The sequence below is a fragment of the Rothia sp. HMSC036D11 genome, from assembly GCF_001814205.1.
Lineage (GTDB): Bacteria > Actinomycetota > Actinomycetes > Actinomycetales > Micrococcaceae > Rothia > Rothia dentocariosa.
Window position 1 is genome coordinate 53,905 of sequence record NZ_KV815272.1, and the last position, 13,736, is coordinate 67,640.

Here is a 13,736-nt window from a genome sequence, read left to right on the forward strand (position 1 = left end):
TCTACGGAAGGTTGCAGGTCTAGGTCGAAGGACGCTGCTCACTGGTGCGGGTAGTTACTTGAGAACTCTGCGTTTCTTCCGTATCTGCCAGAGAGTAGATTTGACGATGTTTTGGGCGTTCTTCAAGCGAGCTTTGGGGGCGGCGTAAATCCGCAGCTTGTTAAGGAGCGGCTGTTTTTTTGTCTGGTTTGCTTTATGGTACACAAAATGCGTCCCGTCTTCCTCGATAAGACTATTTCCTGTCCAACCGCACAGTCCTGGCTGCACAACCTTAATATCCACCCCAAAATCAGCGGCGAAAAGGGGCCAATCATCCGCCAGCCAGTATTGTGAGCCGCGCGCATCAATCTGCTCAATAATTTTCTGCGCCGCCGACCGAGAGATCAGGTACAGCCCTGTACAGGCAGTCCAATCACTAGCGCAGTACCCTAAACGATGACGGCCCCAAATAAACGGAGAAAACAACGACAACCGGGGATAAGGAGTGCGGGGGTTCATACGACCCATCTGGGTGGACCAGCCATCCGCAAAATTCACCACACCAATGCTGCGGGATTTTTCAATAACCCGAGAGACAATTTCATCAATGGAGGCGTGTATCAATGCATCGTCCTCAGCAACAAGCGCCCATTCTTCCCCGCTTTCTAGAAAATCACGCCACACATAAGTATGACTCAAGGCGCATCCTACTTCCCCGGGACGGGCTAGACGGCCTGCTCTCTTCTCAAAATAGACAGCATCAAATTCAGGGCTTTCCCCAGGAGCAGGTAAAGCACGCCCATCTATTCCCCAAAATATATCGAAACCTGCGCTCCCCGGGGCATTGAAGAAATGCTCAAGGCGATTTTCGTCCTTAAGAGCAACAACATATTTTTTCATTTTTCCTCTTTATATTTGAAACGGCAGCAATTTACCGGTACCCACCAGGGTACGTTCCAAATTTCATATCTTTAACAATTTTTATACGGTCAATATATTTAAGGCTTAGGGGGCTCGTGATCCTTCCCGCCAACTCAAGCCAGGGAATAGGATACTCCGGCATATACCCAAAAGCTTGAGGATCTCCGTAGCTCTCCAACAAGGATGAAAAATAGTCCATCCTACGGTTTAATTCGGTAAGCCATTCATCAGTAAACCTGCTATATGGTTTACACCCAAAAGCAGACATATTCACAATCGATTTATAATAGTTACGCTGGTCTTTCCCCAATACCCCACTTGCTGGTGACGAATTCCGGGAATTTTTTTCATGCGGCGCGATCACCCACATATCTGGGGTAGCATTAAGCTCCTCAAGAAGAGGTAACCAGGGCTTATCCATAGGTTTTATATCCATATAGACACCACCGTGATGGTGCATCAGGTAGGCACGCATATAGTCGGAACGCTGAATGTAGCTCAACTTCACGTATGAAGGGTGTAAAGGATACCCAGGAACTATATAGTCATCCAGATTATCTGGAGTCACCAGAATAACTTTACTCTCAGGGTTAGTGGAGCGAATAAGATTAAGTGATTTCCGACGGGCAGGCGTTATTTCGTTATCTCCTGTCCACACTACAAATATCTGGTTAGGGGCATCTCGAAGATTATCTTTAGGAAGTTGGGAATCGTAGAATAAGTGATTAACAGAGAAGGTACTAGAGTTTGGCACAACAACATCACCAATACGATGAGTGTATTTCTCAAGGTCATAAGAATATGGGTTTTTCTGCGAGTACCAACTGCGCATCTTATCTATCCCCGCGCCATCTTTGACATAATTAATCCATATATAATGTTTTATTCTTTTTGAAAAAGAAATGATTGACACAGCTTTACCCTAGTTCTCTCACATTAACATGCTATTGATACGTTACGGGATAGAAAGCTATTTATCGGGATACCACATCGCACAAAGACAAAATTTACTCCAGAAATTATGAAGTAAAGCCTTAAGGTGAAATATAGTATCTATCATAATAGCATATACGCGTGATAGTTCATGCAGGCTTCGACAAAGGTGGCACAAAAAATACTTATACCTTATGCACTGATCGTTACCATCGTCTAGAACCCCTCAATTCCCCAGCTACCGTACACACGCATCGAGTTCGCGCGGATAATTCGGCACAGGTCCTCTAGGTTCTGCTCGCGGTGCGCCGCCATGAACCGCACCGTATAGTTCGTCATGTACGAGGCATTCGGGCGGCCCCTAAACGGGTGCGGGGTCAAAAAAGGCGCATCCGTCTCGGCAAGAATCAGCTCAGGGCGTGCCATACGCAACGACTCCTGAATATCCTTCGAGTTTTTGAAGGTCACGGTTCCGGCGAAGCTCATGTACCAGCCCTGCTTATTACAGATGCGCGCCAGCTCAGCCCCGCCCGAGTAGCAGTGAAATACAGTACGCTCGGGGGCGCCCTCCTCAAGGAGTATGCGCACCACATCATCGTGCGCCTGCCGGTCATGAATCTGAAGCGCCAGATCGTGCTTCTTCGCTAGGCGAATATGCTCGCGAAAGCTGCGTTGCTGAGCTTCAACACCTTCCTCCCCGGTGCGGAAGTAGTCGAGTCCGGTCTCTCCGATAGCTCGCACGCGCGGTTCGGCGGCAAGCGCATCCAAGGTCTCCAGAGCCTCATCGAGGATACCGGCGGAATCCAGTTCGGGAGCGGTGTTGGGGTGAACGGCAACCGCCGCCAAAACCCGCCGGTCGGCGCGGGCGGCGGCAACCGCATACAGCGAGGAGGGAATATCGCAGCCAACCTGCACAATGGCACCTATGCCGAGTTTTTCTCCGGTATCGAGGGCATCCCGGGCAGTAATTTCTACTTCGCCATCAAGCAGGTCCATATGAGTGTGGTTATCGACGATGGCGTACGGCAGAGGCTCGGGTGCAGGCGGGAACACAAGGTTGCGGGATCGTCCGTCGTCGCCCTTCGTGGAGCGGCGGCGGGTGCCTTCGCCCGAAGGTTCCTGTGCTATGCCTCCCCCGGTCTCGTCACGATAAAGCTCGGCGCGGTAGGGCGCGGGAGTTTGCCCTTCTTCGATCTGCCAGCCATGCGGAAGCGCGCTCGCCGTCAGTTCTTCTTCGCTCGGCATCTTATAGTGTGCCAGGGCTGCAAGAGAGTCTAAATATTCCTGAGTGAGTTCGGCTTGCTCGGAGTGGCTATGGCACACGGTATTCTCCTGTAGGCTGTGTTGAGGTGTGTTTATACGTTTGCATTTCGAGCGGCGAGGGCGGCTTCATAGAGTTCTCGTTTGGAGGCACCCGTTTCGGCGGCGACTGCGGCGCACGCATTTTTGAGGCGTTCCCCCGCATCCACCCGTTCGAGGACGAGGCTCACGATATCTTGCGCCTGCGGAGTTTCGGGAGGCTCGGCACCAGCAACCACAGTCACGATTTCGCCGCGTACCTGGGTTTTGTGCGCCCAGTCAGCGAGTTCGTTCAGGGTGCCGCGCAGGGTTTCTTCGTGCAATTTGGTGAGTTCGCGGCATACGACGGCACGCCGTTCGCCCCCGAAGACCCGGGCAAAATCTGTGAGCGTGGCGGCTACACGATGCGGCGATTCATAGAAAATCATGGTGCGCTCTTCCGCCGCCAGGGAGTTCAGCCTTCTTGTACGTTCTGAGCCTTTACGCGCCAAGAACCCCTCAAAAGTGAATCGTCCGGTGGGCAGTCCCGAGAGCGCGAGCGCAGTCAATGCCGCCGAGGGACCGGGGATCACGGTCACCGGCAGGTCGGCGTCGGCAACGGCGGATGCAGCAACATAGCCGGGGTCTGAGATGGTTGGCATACCGGCGTCTGAGAGCAGCAGAACTGTGTTCCCGTCGCTGACCGCCTGCACGAGCTGGGCACTGCGTTCCGCCTCGTTATGGTCGTGATTTACGATAATTCGTCCCGTAGTGTGCACTCCCAGCCCGGAGGCAAGGGTGCGGAGCTTGCGAGTATCTTCGACGGCGATCACATCAGCGGTAGCGAGCGCCTGCCGTAACCGGTCGCTGGCATCTGAGAGGTTGCCGATAGGGGTTCCGCCGAGAATGAGAATACCTTCCTCACGCTCATCAGACGCTAGGGGCTGCATTGTTGTATCGGCGGAGGTGGTACTTTGTGTATCGCGCTCATACATTTCGTTTTCGCTCACTCCCCCAGTGTATCGTGTGTGCTTTTCATCTCGGAGATGCGCTGTGCCGCTATAGCACTCAGTTCCTCATGATGTCGGGGTAGTTTTATAGATTTTATATATGGTGTGAGCCAGATTTTTGTGGTTTCAGGTATTTTCAAGAAGACGTGGAGGCTTACACCCTATAGGATTGATAGGTGATGTTAACCGCTAGTCTTTCTTTTACGAAGTCCAGAGTGCAGTACTCTCTGTCGAATCTTTTCGAGGCTCTGGGCGTCGCCCGTGTTTCGCTGCCCCGTTGGGGATGGCTTGCACCGACCCTGATTATACTCTTAGCGGGTGTGCTGCGTTTTTATAACCTGGCACACCCGAATGCGATTGTCTTTGACGAAACCTACTATGCCAAGGATGCCTATTCGTACCTGCACTACGGATATGAAGTTTCGTGGTCGAGCGGTGTGGATCACGCATTCGCTTCGGGGGATTTTAGCGGTATCTTACCGAACAGCCCCGAGTATGTGGTGCATCCTCCCCTAGGTAAGTGGATGATTGCCTGGGGAATGGCGATTTTCGGCGAGAACGCCTTCGGTTGGCGCGTGAGTGCCGCGATTATTGGTACGCTCGCGGTGGCGCTTTTGGCGGTTGCCGGGTGGCTCATGTTCCGTTCGGTCACTGTGGCCTCTATCGCTGCGCTGTTGGGCGCCGTTGATGGTTTGATGTTTGTGGAATCCCGTCTGGCGCTTCTCGATATTTTCCAGATGTTCTGGATTTTAGCGACTTTTGTCTGTCTGCTTCTTGACCGACAGACAGCGCGTAGAAGGCTCGCGGCGAATGTTATGAAGATTGTGGATGCGCACGGCGAGTCGGGCTTGCAGAAGGTTGTTTTCGGCCCCGGCTCGGGTTTGCATCTGTGGCGTCTTGCCGCCGGTATTTGTGCCGGTGCCGCCGTAGCGGTGAAGTGGAACTCTCTGTTCTTTATTGCCGCGATGGGTGTGCTGACGGTGTTTTGGGATATGAATGCGCGGCGCATCCTAGGGTTGAAAAATTGGGGTATTGTCGCTCTGATTCGAGAGGGTATTCCTGCGTTTATTCAGATGATTGGCGTGGGTCTTATCGTCTATCTGACCACCTGGATTGGTTGGTTTAAGTCTTCAAACGCTTTCTACCGCCACTGGAGTAATCAGTTCCCCGATTCGGGTGCTGTGAAGTGGCTTCCCGAGGATTTGCGCCTACTCTGGGAGTATCATACGTCCGCGTTTAAGTTCCATTCGGGGCTCAGCAGTGAGCATCGCTACGCGTCGCAGGCTTGGCAGTGGCTTATTCTGGGGCACCCGACATCGTACTACTATGAGGCGCCCAAGTTTGGGGAGAAAGGATGCACGGCACTCAACTGTTCGCAAGCGATCCTCAATATTGGTAACCCTCTGATCTGGTGGGTGTTTATTCCGGCGATAATTCTCGCCCTAGTCATTTTTATCCTGAAGCGCGACTGGCGTTTTGGGGCTCTTTTGCTGGTTTTCGCAGCAGGCTATCTGCCGTGGTTCCTCTACCCTAACCGCACCATGTTCTTCTTCTACGCTCTCTCCTTTGAGCCTTTCCTCCTCATCCTCTTGGCGGGTTGTTTTGGCGTGCTTTTGGGGAACCGTACCAGTTCCGTCAGACGCGTGCGCGTGGGCGTTTTGTGCGTAGGTGTATACCTGACGGCGGTTCTACTGGTGAGCGCATACTTCTGGCCTCTGTGGACCGGGCAGGTTATCCCGTATGAACAGTGGTACGGGCATATGTGGATTCCAACCTGGATTTAGCGGCGCCATTCCCCAATAACCCGGATCCAATCAGGATGCCGTACGAAAAAGGCTCTTGAGGTGAACAGGCGTTAGAAACAACGATTTTGTTCACCTCAAGAGCCTTTTTATGCCGGAGGGACGTGCGCCGGGTACCCGCTAAGCCTGGATGTCGCCGTCACGTTCGGCGCGCATCGCCTTAATTTTCTGGCGAATCTGGTAGCGCTCCTTGTAGTACCGATTTTCCTTCACGAGGCGGTAGCGCGTGGGCCAGGTGAACGCCAGCAGCACACCGATTATCAGCAGGGTTATCACCACGATGGCGAGCGCCGCATCGATCCAGAATTGCGGCGGGTATAGGCGAATGAGCGTATCACTCATGCGGAACTGCCAGTTGCCCTGCGGGAAGAAGGTCGTGTGGAAGGCGGTAAAGAGCCATTCCCAGCTGGTGGCGCCTATGATACCTAGCACCACGAGCATAATAACGGTAGCCCAAGCGCCAGTGTACAGGCTGCGGCGAATAGTGCCGGGGGCGCGTTCCTTCAGCGAAATACTGCCAATTAAGGCCAGCACGCAGAATACCGCCACGGCGATGGTTGCGAAGAGCAAGACTCGTTTGACGTCGTGCATATGCTGAATTTCACTCTGGAGGAATGCCGGGGTGTTTGCCGGTCCGGTGGTGGCTTTTGCCAGGTAGTCTTCGGGGGCTAGGTTAGTCACGTAGTCCAGCCCGTAGGAGCCTAACCGCATACGTTCGGCGAGGTCGAATCCGTAGCTGTCTTCGGGGAATCCGGGCCTGCGGTATTCCAGCCAGAGGAATGGTGCGGATGCGACAGCCCGAATAGCGATCATAAACGAGAGGAGCGGTACCGCTGCCGTGATGAGGGCGGCACGGAGCTTGAGCAGGCGTGGGCGTTCGGCGGCGGCTTCTTGTGCCGCATCTTCTTCCCACGTATTTGAGGTTTCAACGGTACGAGTTGTTTGCGTGCGGTATTTAGGGCGTGAACTCAGCGAGCCGGTTGAGATTTTTGTTCCCTTCTCCACGGTCACTAGGGTGGATTTTTGGGGTTTGTTATCGGCATCTTGACTGGGTTCTGAGGCGGGTGTATCCGGCGCAGCTGCCTTTTCAGCCGGAGCCGCTTCTTCGTTCTTTTTCTCGTCAAACTTCTGCACTAAAGTACTGAGCGTGGGGTGTTTCGGAGATCCCTTTGCCTCACGGATAAGAGGAACAAACCCGGTTGAGACGCTGGTATAGGTACGTACCCGCTGCCCTACGCTTTCCCCTTCCTGCTGACTCGTGTCATGTGCGCCGGATGCTCGATCGCTGGGAATATCGGGGTTGTCTGCAAAATCCGGAGCTTCGGTGTACATCTGTGCCGATGCTCCCAGCAGTGATTCGGGTGTTCTTTGTGTTGCGGGGGCGGAAGCACGCGCCGCCGCTTCTTCAACGGTTTCGGTGCCGATCGCGGAGCGTAGCGCATCCCAGGCTCTCTGCCCTGAGGATGCGGTACCGCTGTGACTTTCCTGTGCCATAGGTGTCTTTTCTGAATAGAGTGGTATAGATAGGGTGTTTGTCCTATTTTCATAGGAGAAGAACCTTCCGCTGAGCGGCGGAAGGTTCCTATGAAGGTTGTGAGAGGCTGGCAGTACCTCAGGATCGTTCAGCTTTAAGCTCCACCGTGTAGACGACTCGCCATCCTTGCGGTGCGGTTAATCGTGCCGCATGGTAATCGCAAAGATCGTAAGCGTGTGGCTCGCGGTACTCGGACAGCGGGCCAATCGTCGCCGTAGAGTCAGCGTATGAGTAGCTGAGGGTCACCGTGGCTTCATGTTGACAGGTCTGCCGGGAGCAGTGTCTAACTTTCTGCATGGGTACTGTTGTGCCTTCCTAGCGCCTTAGCTTGCCTGCTTACGTAGCCGGCGACGCTCGCGTTCTGAGAGACCGCCCCATATTCCGAAGCGCTCATCATTGTCCATTGCATATTTTAGACACTCTTCACGAACGGGGCACGATTCGCAGACGCGTTTAGCGTCACGAGTAGACCCTCCTTTTTCAGGGAAAAAGGCTTCTGGGTCGGTTTGGGCACACAGCGCATCAGTTTGCCAGGCGAGCTCTCCGTCATCACCTTCAGTTCCGTACATGCCTGCAGCGGCGGCCCACATATCGAGGCCTTCGACGCAGGTAAACATGTTGCCTACCTCAACTGTGGAAGCCGCAAAGCTGCCTTCCTCAGTGGTTGCGTCAGCAACGCTCAGGAACATATTTGCTTGTTCTTCTAGGGATTGCGCGGTTTGCATAGTATGTTGGCGGGTTCCGCCTGTGCGTTCACCGGCAATACCGGTGCTCAGGCGTGAATACCCAGCACAGGTGTATGAACCCATAGTTTTTCCTTCCGTGTTCTCATTGGCTAGATGAGTCTGCGGTGATTCGTTGGTGTGCAAACGAATCTTTTTGGCTCTGTAGATTTATAGTTTTTGGGCATGAAAGATGTTTCTGCAAATAAACCTACATAACTATTAGAAGGGCGACACGCCCATTCGTCAAACTGGACTTACAACTTTTATCCGTGTATGTGCAGATCAACGTCAAATATTTCAATGTTTATACGGTGTTAGACCACAAAATAATTACTTCATCATGAAAGTTTTGGGCGTTATCTTCTGTATATATATGTTCCTCCACACCCCCTCCAAAACCCCCGAGATTACGCCTCGAACGAAGCTCTTTCAAACTCCTAAGCACCTAGTCAAAACAGGTTTTTTATATCCTATTCAAAACCTAATCGTGTCACTTATTACATTTTAATAACCCGTCTGCAAGATATTTTATGAACTTCACACCCGTAATGCACCCGTAATATAACTTCAACGTCCTTAAGAGTATATTTGCATCATACGCAAATTTATGACTACAAATACTTTCTTCTTCAACTGTTATGACGTCAGGAAAAATATCTCATGATGTGGTCGCGTGTACTGCCGAAAGTAATATCATGCATCGAAATTTTTGGGAGTTTACACACGGTAAAGTTATTCTATGGCTGAAAATTTACTCTCGACCGTGGCAAATGCCCGCTCATTCACGCGTATTTTCGATGCTCTCGCGCGTGTGCAGACTCCCGCCCTTATCTGGCATGCTCGCGGGGGTGAACGCATCGAGCTCTCCGGTCGCGTCTTCATGAATTGGGTAGCAAAGAGCGCAAATCTTCTGGTGAATGAGTGCGAAGTTACCGAGGAATCTGGGGTGCAGATTACGGGTCCCCTGCACTGGCGTTTTCTGGTTCTCGCCTGCGCGACTCTCTACGCTGGCGGCTACTTCGACGATGAAGAACCGCTTGTAGGCGCCTCAGATACCACCGATCATGCTCAGAACCTCAATAACCCCGACTATCTTCTTCTTGTTGATCGCGGGCCTCTCTCGATGCGCTACCTTGGAGACCTTCACGAGGTCGACTCAATGACTGATGCCGAAGTTCTCGACTTCTGCGCGCTCGTGCGCAGCGAGGCTGACCAGTTCATCGGCTTGCCAGCTTCGACCTCAGCGCCCGTGGGCAATAACTTAACATCGGCAGAGCTAACGGCACGAGTGCTCTCTCGGGCACATGAACATGCTGGTCACGATTACCGTCTTCCTTCAGGGGAACGAGCATTAGCGCTTCGTCTTCACCTTCCCTCAGAGTTCGACTGGGCACCCTCAGCCCTCACGATCGTGACAGAGGCGCTTGCCTGCCTCATCGCGGGTTATGCCGTATTCCTACCCGATCCGCTGGCTGATTTTACCGCTACCGAGTTAGACCCGCTCCTGCGTTCTGAGCGAGCTCTAGATCTAACCTTGAGCCACTCCTAGAAAACGGCAGCGTAGTTCGCTCAGAGGGTAAAAACACTGCGGCGGATTCTCATAAAAAGAATCCGCCGCTGTATACAGTCTATTTATTTATGAACGTTTACCGGTAGAGGGCTTATCAACATCGGTAATTTCAACATTCTGTTGCGAACGCTGGGCCTGTGCCGCAGGGTCTACCACGGGAACCGAGCCGGTCAGCACACCCGTCGCCTGGTTCAGAATGTACCCCAATTCTTCGTGCTCGGTAGCGTCCCCTTCATCCACCTGTTTACGGTGCTTGCCGTAAACCCAGAAACGGTAGAGGAAGTACCGCAGAATTGTTCCCAGCGCGGTGCCGATGATCGTACCGGAGATAAACGATGCTTCCGGCGAACGCAGCCCCAATACGTAGTTAGTGAAGAACACGCATCCGGCCTCAACCAAAATGCCAAGAATATTCACAAAGGCAAATTCGATGCCCTCACGTTTCCAGTTCTCGGATCGGTCTTCGCGGAAGGTCCACAGGCGGTTCATAATCCATGCAAAGATGGTAGCCACAACGCTGGCAATTACTTTTGCCTTGGTATGTGCGTTCTCGAAAGGACCAAGCATCAGCGCCCACACCACGGCAGCGTTTACCAAGAATGCGGCACCGCCAACGGTACCGAATTTAAGTACCTCTAGACCGTAGGTATTCCACAGTGATTTAAGACGATCACCCAGTGTAGAGCGAGAGTCTGAAGCCATATTCTCCATCTTTTCTGCCCGTTAAGATGACCTGGGCGTCTGTGAGTTAAATTTTGATAGCATCCCTAAAATACTAGTACAGCCGATCCCGTTTTACCTTATTTTATTGAGTTTTATCATGCACTTCCCAGGTTATTTTCAAGTCTGCGGCGCGGAATACTACCGGTATTTGGGGGCATAAGAGTACACTTGAGTGATGTGACTTACCCTGTAACTGGACCTGTACTTGGTGTTATCGGAGGCGGCCAGCTGGCACGCATGATGGCGCCCGCAGCAACGAACCTTGGATTTGACCTTCATATTCTCGCTGAAAGCCCTACGGTGGGCGCCGTGGCAGCGGTGCGCAGCGCGCCCGTGGGAGATTATAAGGATTTAGAGACTTTGCGGGAGTTCGCTCGTGGCAAAGATGTTATTACCTTCGATCACGAGCATGTTCCCACCGAATTTTTGCACACGCTTATTGCTGAGGGGGTAAATGTACAGCCGCATCCGGATGCGCTGCAATATGCCCAGGATAAGCTCATGATGCGCAAGGCTGTAGAAGATCTTGGACTACCGAACCCGCGCTGGGCACGCGTTGAAACTTTGGATGAGCTTCTCGCCTTTGGCGATGAGATCGGCTGGCCCGTGGTTTTGAAGACCCCGCGCGGCGGCTATGACGGCAAGGGCGTGATGGTGCTGGATTCTCCTCAGCACGCCCGTGAGCAGGCCGCTGCCTGGTTTGATGAGCTTCCTCACCGCACCGATTTTTCGGCGCTTTTGGCAGAGGAAAAGGTTCCGTTCACCCGCGAGCTTTCCGCTCTCGTGGCACGCCGGGAGAGTGGGCAGGTTCTCCCCTGGCCTGTCGTAGAGACAATTCAGGTGAATTCGGTCTGTGATGAAGTGATTGCACCCGCACCGAACCTCTCCCCCGCAATTGCCCAGGCGGCATCCGATGCAGCCGTTACCCTAGCCACCGAACTTGGGGTTACCGGCGTAATGGCGGCGGAACTCTTCGAGGTTCCGGGCTCTTCAGCAGGCTTCTACATTAATGAACTCGCGATGCGCCCGCACAATACCGGACACTGGACCCAGGAAGGTTCAGTAACCAGTCAGTTTGAGCAGCATCTGCGTGCGGTACTCGATATGCCGCTGGGCGCAACTACTATGCGCGACGAAGTTGCCATTATGAAGAATTACCTAGGCGGCGAGAATGAAGATATTTTCGGTGTGTACCCGCTTGCGCTCAGCGCCGAGCCACGCGCCAAAATTCATTTTTACGGTAAAGAAACCCGCCCAGGACGTAAAATTGGTCATGTGAATATTACCGGTCGGGCAGCTGAGACTCGGGCGCTACGCGATGCCGCCGCGAATGTGGCATCTATTTTGCGCGACGGTCGCCCGCTCTAAGAGTTTGCCGGTATATTTCGTGTCCGTAGTGTCTTATTAGCTCACAGGAAGGATTGTTCATGAGCTCCCCGTACGATTCAGATAAGCCCGTTGTTGGCGTTGTGATGGGGTCAGATTCCGACTGGTCCATCATGGAAGAAGCCGCTACGGTTCTTGAAGAATTCGGTATCCCCTATGAAGCGGATGTCGTCTCAGCACACCGCATGCCTGAAGATATGATCGCCTACGGCCAGCAGGCTCATCAGCGCGGTATTCGCGTAATCATCGCCGGTGCCGGCGGGGCAGCGCACCTTCCCGGCATGCTCGCCTCGGTTACCGCGTTGCCCGTTATTGGCGTCCCGGTGCGGCTGAAGAATCTCGAAGGCATGGATTCCCTGCTTTCTATCGTGCAGATGCCCGCGGGGGTTCCGGTGGCAACCGTGTCTATCAACGGCGCACGTAATGCGGGACTTCTGGCGTTGCGCATCCTAGGATGCGCCACCGACGATTTCGCGCAGCAGGTGCACTCCGATCTTCTCGATTTCTCGAAGGATCTGCGCCAGAGCGCGGTAGATAAGGGAACGGCTCTGCGCGCTAAGCTCGCCGAGCATCGCGCCCAGGTTGCCGAAGAAGAAAAAGTACAGGCACCAGCGGTTCCCAAGCCTGCCCCAACTGCCGACCCCACACGTGACGAAGGGGACGAACCGCAGGCTTACGTGCCCTAATGTATGGTCGTTTCTCGGTGTTATCGAGCCGTTCCGTATCTTCACGGAACGGCTCGTATTTTATCTGCTCCCAAGGTCGCCTTCGCTCAGCGTAACCTGCGGTTGAGGCTAAAATAGTTGAATGAGCAATATTCTTCAGTCCGATATTTGGGCACGTTTTCAGCAGTCTCTTGGTCACACCGTCATTCGCCACGAAGGCGAAGGCTGGTCCTATCTCGCTACCGTTGAGGGCGGGCGCACCGGCAAGTACCTTTACAGCCCCTACGGCCCGGTGGCACAGAGTGCGCAGGCTTTCGATGCCGCACTCGACTCGCTGAAAGAAGAAGCAAAGGCTCACGGGTGCCTATTTGTGCGCATCGAACCAATTGACTCCGCTATCTGGGGTTCCCAGGATGCGGCAGATTTCCTGAAGGCACGCGGCGCTGCGTTGGCACCGCGCCAGGTTCAGCCTTCACACACGCAGATTATTGATCTTTCCGGCGACGAAGCCGCAATTTTGAAGGATATGAAGTCCAATAACCGCAATCTGCACCGTAATATCCACAAAAAAGGTGTCAGCATTGAGGTGTCTCAGAACCCCGAGGATATGAAGGTGCTCTTCACGTTCCTCTCTGAGACCGCCGACCGCAACGGGTTCAACCGTCAGCAGGACGACTATCTGATGCAGGTGGCAAAGACCCTCATGCCTGCTGATGCCGCATCCCTCTATATTGCTCAGCTGACCGGCGAGGATGGTTCCAAGGAGCCTATCGCGGCGGCATTTGTCTACGATTCAGACGATACGCGCACCTACGCCCACGCGGCGGCCTCTTTTGCGCATCGTAAGCTCTCGGCAGGCATTCCGGTAGTGACCAATTTCATCTTGGACGCTAAAGCAAAGGGACTGAAATATGTGGATCTTTTCGGCATCGCACCCGAAGATCAGCCTGAGCACGAATGGGCGGGGTTCACCAAATTTAAGAAGTCTTTCGGAGGGCGTTCGGTTGAGTACCCCGGCACCTGGGACGTTCCGGTGAACACGCTAGGCTACCGCGCCTACGGCTACGCATACCGCGCGCGTCCCGCCCTCAAGAAAGCACTGGGAACCGCTCAGGAAACCGCGAAATCTACAGTAGCTAAGGTTCGCGCACGCCTGAAAAAATAACGCTACTTCGGCAGCCTAGGTTCCCAGGCAGACCACGCTCATACA

13 protein-coding genes are annotated in these 13,736 nt (G+C 53.5%); 5 read left to right on the plus strand and 8 right to left on the minus strand.

Going from position 1 to position 13,736, the window contains the following annotated elements:
* Positions 1 to 54: 54 nt before the first annotated feature.
* From HMPREF2958_RS00210 to rsmI, 4 genes are all read right to left on the minus strand, one after another.
* Complete coding sequence (locus HMPREF2958_RS00210) at positions 55 to 879, minus strand: glycosyltransferase family 25 protein (RefSeq protein WP_004006103.1); 825 nt, start codon at positions 877 to 879, stop codon at positions 55 to 57.
* A gap of 31 nt (positions 880 to 910) precedes the next feature.
* Positions 911 to 1,813, minus strand: a complete 903-nt coding sequence (locus HMPREF2958_RS00215) for a capsular polysaccharide synthesis protein (RefSeq protein ID WP_048754412.1) — start codon at positions 1,811 to 1,813, stop codon at positions 911 to 913.
* A 236-nt stretch (positions 1,814 to 2,049) separates the two neighbouring features.
* Complete coding sequence (locus tag HMPREF2958_RS00220; RefSeq protein ID WP_371441424.1) at positions 2,050 to 3,078, minus strand: TatD family hydrolase; 1,029 nt, start codon at positions 3,076 to 3,078, stop codon at positions 2,050 to 2,052.
* A gap of 110 nt (positions 3,079 to 3,188) precedes the next feature.
* Entirely contained in the window at positions 3,189 to 4,061 is an 873-nt protein-coding gene (rsmI, locus tag HMPREF2958_RS00225) for a 16S rRNA (cytidine(1402)-2'-O)-methyltransferase (RefSeq protein WP_070695854.1), read from the minus strand.
* A 239-nt stretch (positions 4,062 to 4,300) separates the two neighbouring features.
* Between rsmI and HMPREF2958_RS00230 the strand changes: the two genes are divergently transcribed.
* Positions 4,301 to 5,905, plus strand: coding sequence for a dolichyl-phosphate-mannose--protein mannosyltransferase (locus HMPREF2958_RS00230; protein WP_070695778.1), 1,605 nt, complete (start codon positions 4,301 to 4,303; stop codon positions 5,903 to 5,905).
* Positions 5,906 to 6,043: 138 nt separating this feature from the next.
* Here the strand turns inward: HMPREF2958_RS00230 and HMPREF2958_RS00235 are convergent, their stop codons facing one another.
* From HMPREF2958_RS00235 to HMPREF2958_RS11085, 3 genes are all read right to left on the minus strand, one after another.
* Positions 6,044 to 7,417, minus strand: coding sequence for a TIGR01906 family membrane protein (locus HMPREF2958_RS00235; RefSeq protein WP_070695779.1), 1,374 nt, complete (start codon positions 7,415 to 7,417; stop codon positions 6,044 to 6,046).
* A gap of 118 nt (positions 7,418 to 7,535) precedes the next feature.
* Complete coding sequence (locus HMPREF2958_RS10615) at positions 7,536 to 7,754, minus strand: DUF3499 family protein (protein ID WP_080513867.1); 219 nt, start codon at positions 7,752 to 7,754, stop codon at positions 7,536 to 7,538.
* 26 nt (positions 7,755 to 7,780) lie between these two features.
* On the minus strand, positions 7,781 to 8,266 hold the full coding sequence (locus HMPREF2958_RS11085) for a WhiB family transcriptional regulator (protein ID WP_013398598.1): 486 nt from the start codon (positions 8,264 to 8,266) through the stop codon (positions 7,781 to 7,783).
* Positions 8,267 to 8,921: 655 nt separating this feature from the next.
* On the opposite strand from HMPREF2958_RS11085, the gene HMPREF2958_RS00245 reads away from it, so the two are divergent.
* A complete protein-coding gene (locus tag HMPREF2958_RS00245) occupies positions 8,922 to 9,731 on the plus strand; it encodes a TIGR03089 family protein (protein WP_070695780.1) in 810 nt (269 codons plus the stop codon).
* An 87-nt stretch (positions 9,732 to 9,818) separates the two neighbouring features.
* Here the strand turns inward: HMPREF2958_RS00245 and HMPREF2958_RS00250 are convergent, their stop codons facing one another.
* A complete protein-coding gene (locus HMPREF2958_RS00250) occupies positions 9,819 to 10,454 on the minus strand; it encodes a GtrA family protein (protein ID WP_048751380.1) in 636 nt (211 codons plus the stop codon).
* Between the two features lie 198 nt (positions 10,455 to 10,652).
* Here HMPREF2958_RS00250 and HMPREF2958_RS00255 point away from each other — a divergent pair, with 198 nt between their 5' ends.
* The 3 genes from HMPREF2958_RS00255 to HMPREF2958_RS00265 all read left to right on the plus strand — a co-directional run bounded on the left by HMPREF2958_RS00255 (position 10,653) and on the right by HMPREF2958_RS00265 (position 13,691).
* Complete coding sequence (locus tag HMPREF2958_RS00255; protein ID WP_070695855.1) at positions 10,653 to 11,843, plus strand: 5-(carboxyamino)imidazole ribonucleotide synthase; 1,191 nt, start codon at positions 10,653 to 10,655, stop codon at positions 11,841 to 11,843.
* A 59-nt stretch (positions 11,844 to 11,902) separates the two neighbouring features.
* Entirely contained in the window at positions 11,903 to 12,547 is a 645-nt protein-coding gene (gene purE / locus HMPREF2958_RS00260) for a 5-(carboxyamino)imidazole ribonucleotide mutase (protein ID WP_070695781.1), read from the plus strand.
* A gap of 121 nt (positions 12,548 to 12,668) precedes the next feature.
* Positions 12,669 to 13,691, plus strand: a complete 1,023-nt coding sequence (locus tag HMPREF2958_RS00265) for a lipid II:glycine glycyltransferase FemX (protein WP_070695782.1) — start codon at positions 12,669 to 12,671, stop codon at positions 13,689 to 13,691.
* The last annotated feature ends 45 nt before the right edge of the window (positions 13,692 to 13,736 follow it).

Bases quoted from the DNA above. Each gene is read 5' to 3' on its own strand.
- HMPREF2958_RS00210 (WP_004006103.1), bottom strand. From the start codon at position 879: ATGAAAAAATATGTTGTTGCTCTTAAGGACGAAAATCGCCTTGAGCAT.
- HMPREF2958_RS00220 (WP_371441424.1), bottom strand. From the start codon at position 3,078: ATGCCGAGCGAAGAAGAACTGACGGCGAGCGCGCTTCCGCATGGCTGG.
- rsmI (WP_070695854.1), bottom strand. From the start codon at position 4,061: ATGCAGCCCCTAGCGTCTGATGAGCGTGAGGAAGGTATTCTCATTCTC.
- HMPREF2958_RS00230 (WP_070695778.1), top strand. From the start codon at position 4,301: ATGTTAACCGCTAGTCTTTCTTTTACGAAGTCCAGAGTGCAGTACTCT.
- HMPREF2958_RS00235 (WP_070695779.1), bottom strand. From the start codon at position 7,417: ATGGCACAGGAAAGTCACAGCGGTACCGCATCCTCAGGGCAGAGAGCC.
- HMPREF2958_RS10615 (WP_080513867.1), bottom strand. From the start codon at position 7,754: ATGCAGAAAGTTAGACACTGCTCCCGGCAGACCTGTCAACATGAAGCC.
- HMPREF2958_RS11085 (WP_013398598.1), bottom strand. From the start codon at position 8,266: ATGGGTTCATACACCTGTGCTGGGTATTCACGCCTGAGCACCGGTATT.
- HMPREF2958_RS00245 (WP_070695780.1), top strand. From the start codon at position 8,922: ATGGCTGAAAATTTACTCTCGACCGTGGCAAATGCCCGCTCATTCACG.
- HMPREF2958_RS00250 (WP_048751380.1), bottom strand. From the start codon at position 10,454: ATGGCTTCAGACTCTCGCTCTACACTGGGTGATCGTCTTAAATCACTG.
- purE (WP_070695781.1), top strand. From the start codon at position 11,903: ATGAGCTCCCCGTACGATTCAGATAAGCCCGTTGTTGGCGTTGTGATG.
- HMPREF2958_RS00265 (WP_070695782.1), top strand. From the start codon at position 12,669: ATGAGCAATATTCTTCAGTCCGATATTTGGGCACGTTTTCAGCAGTCT.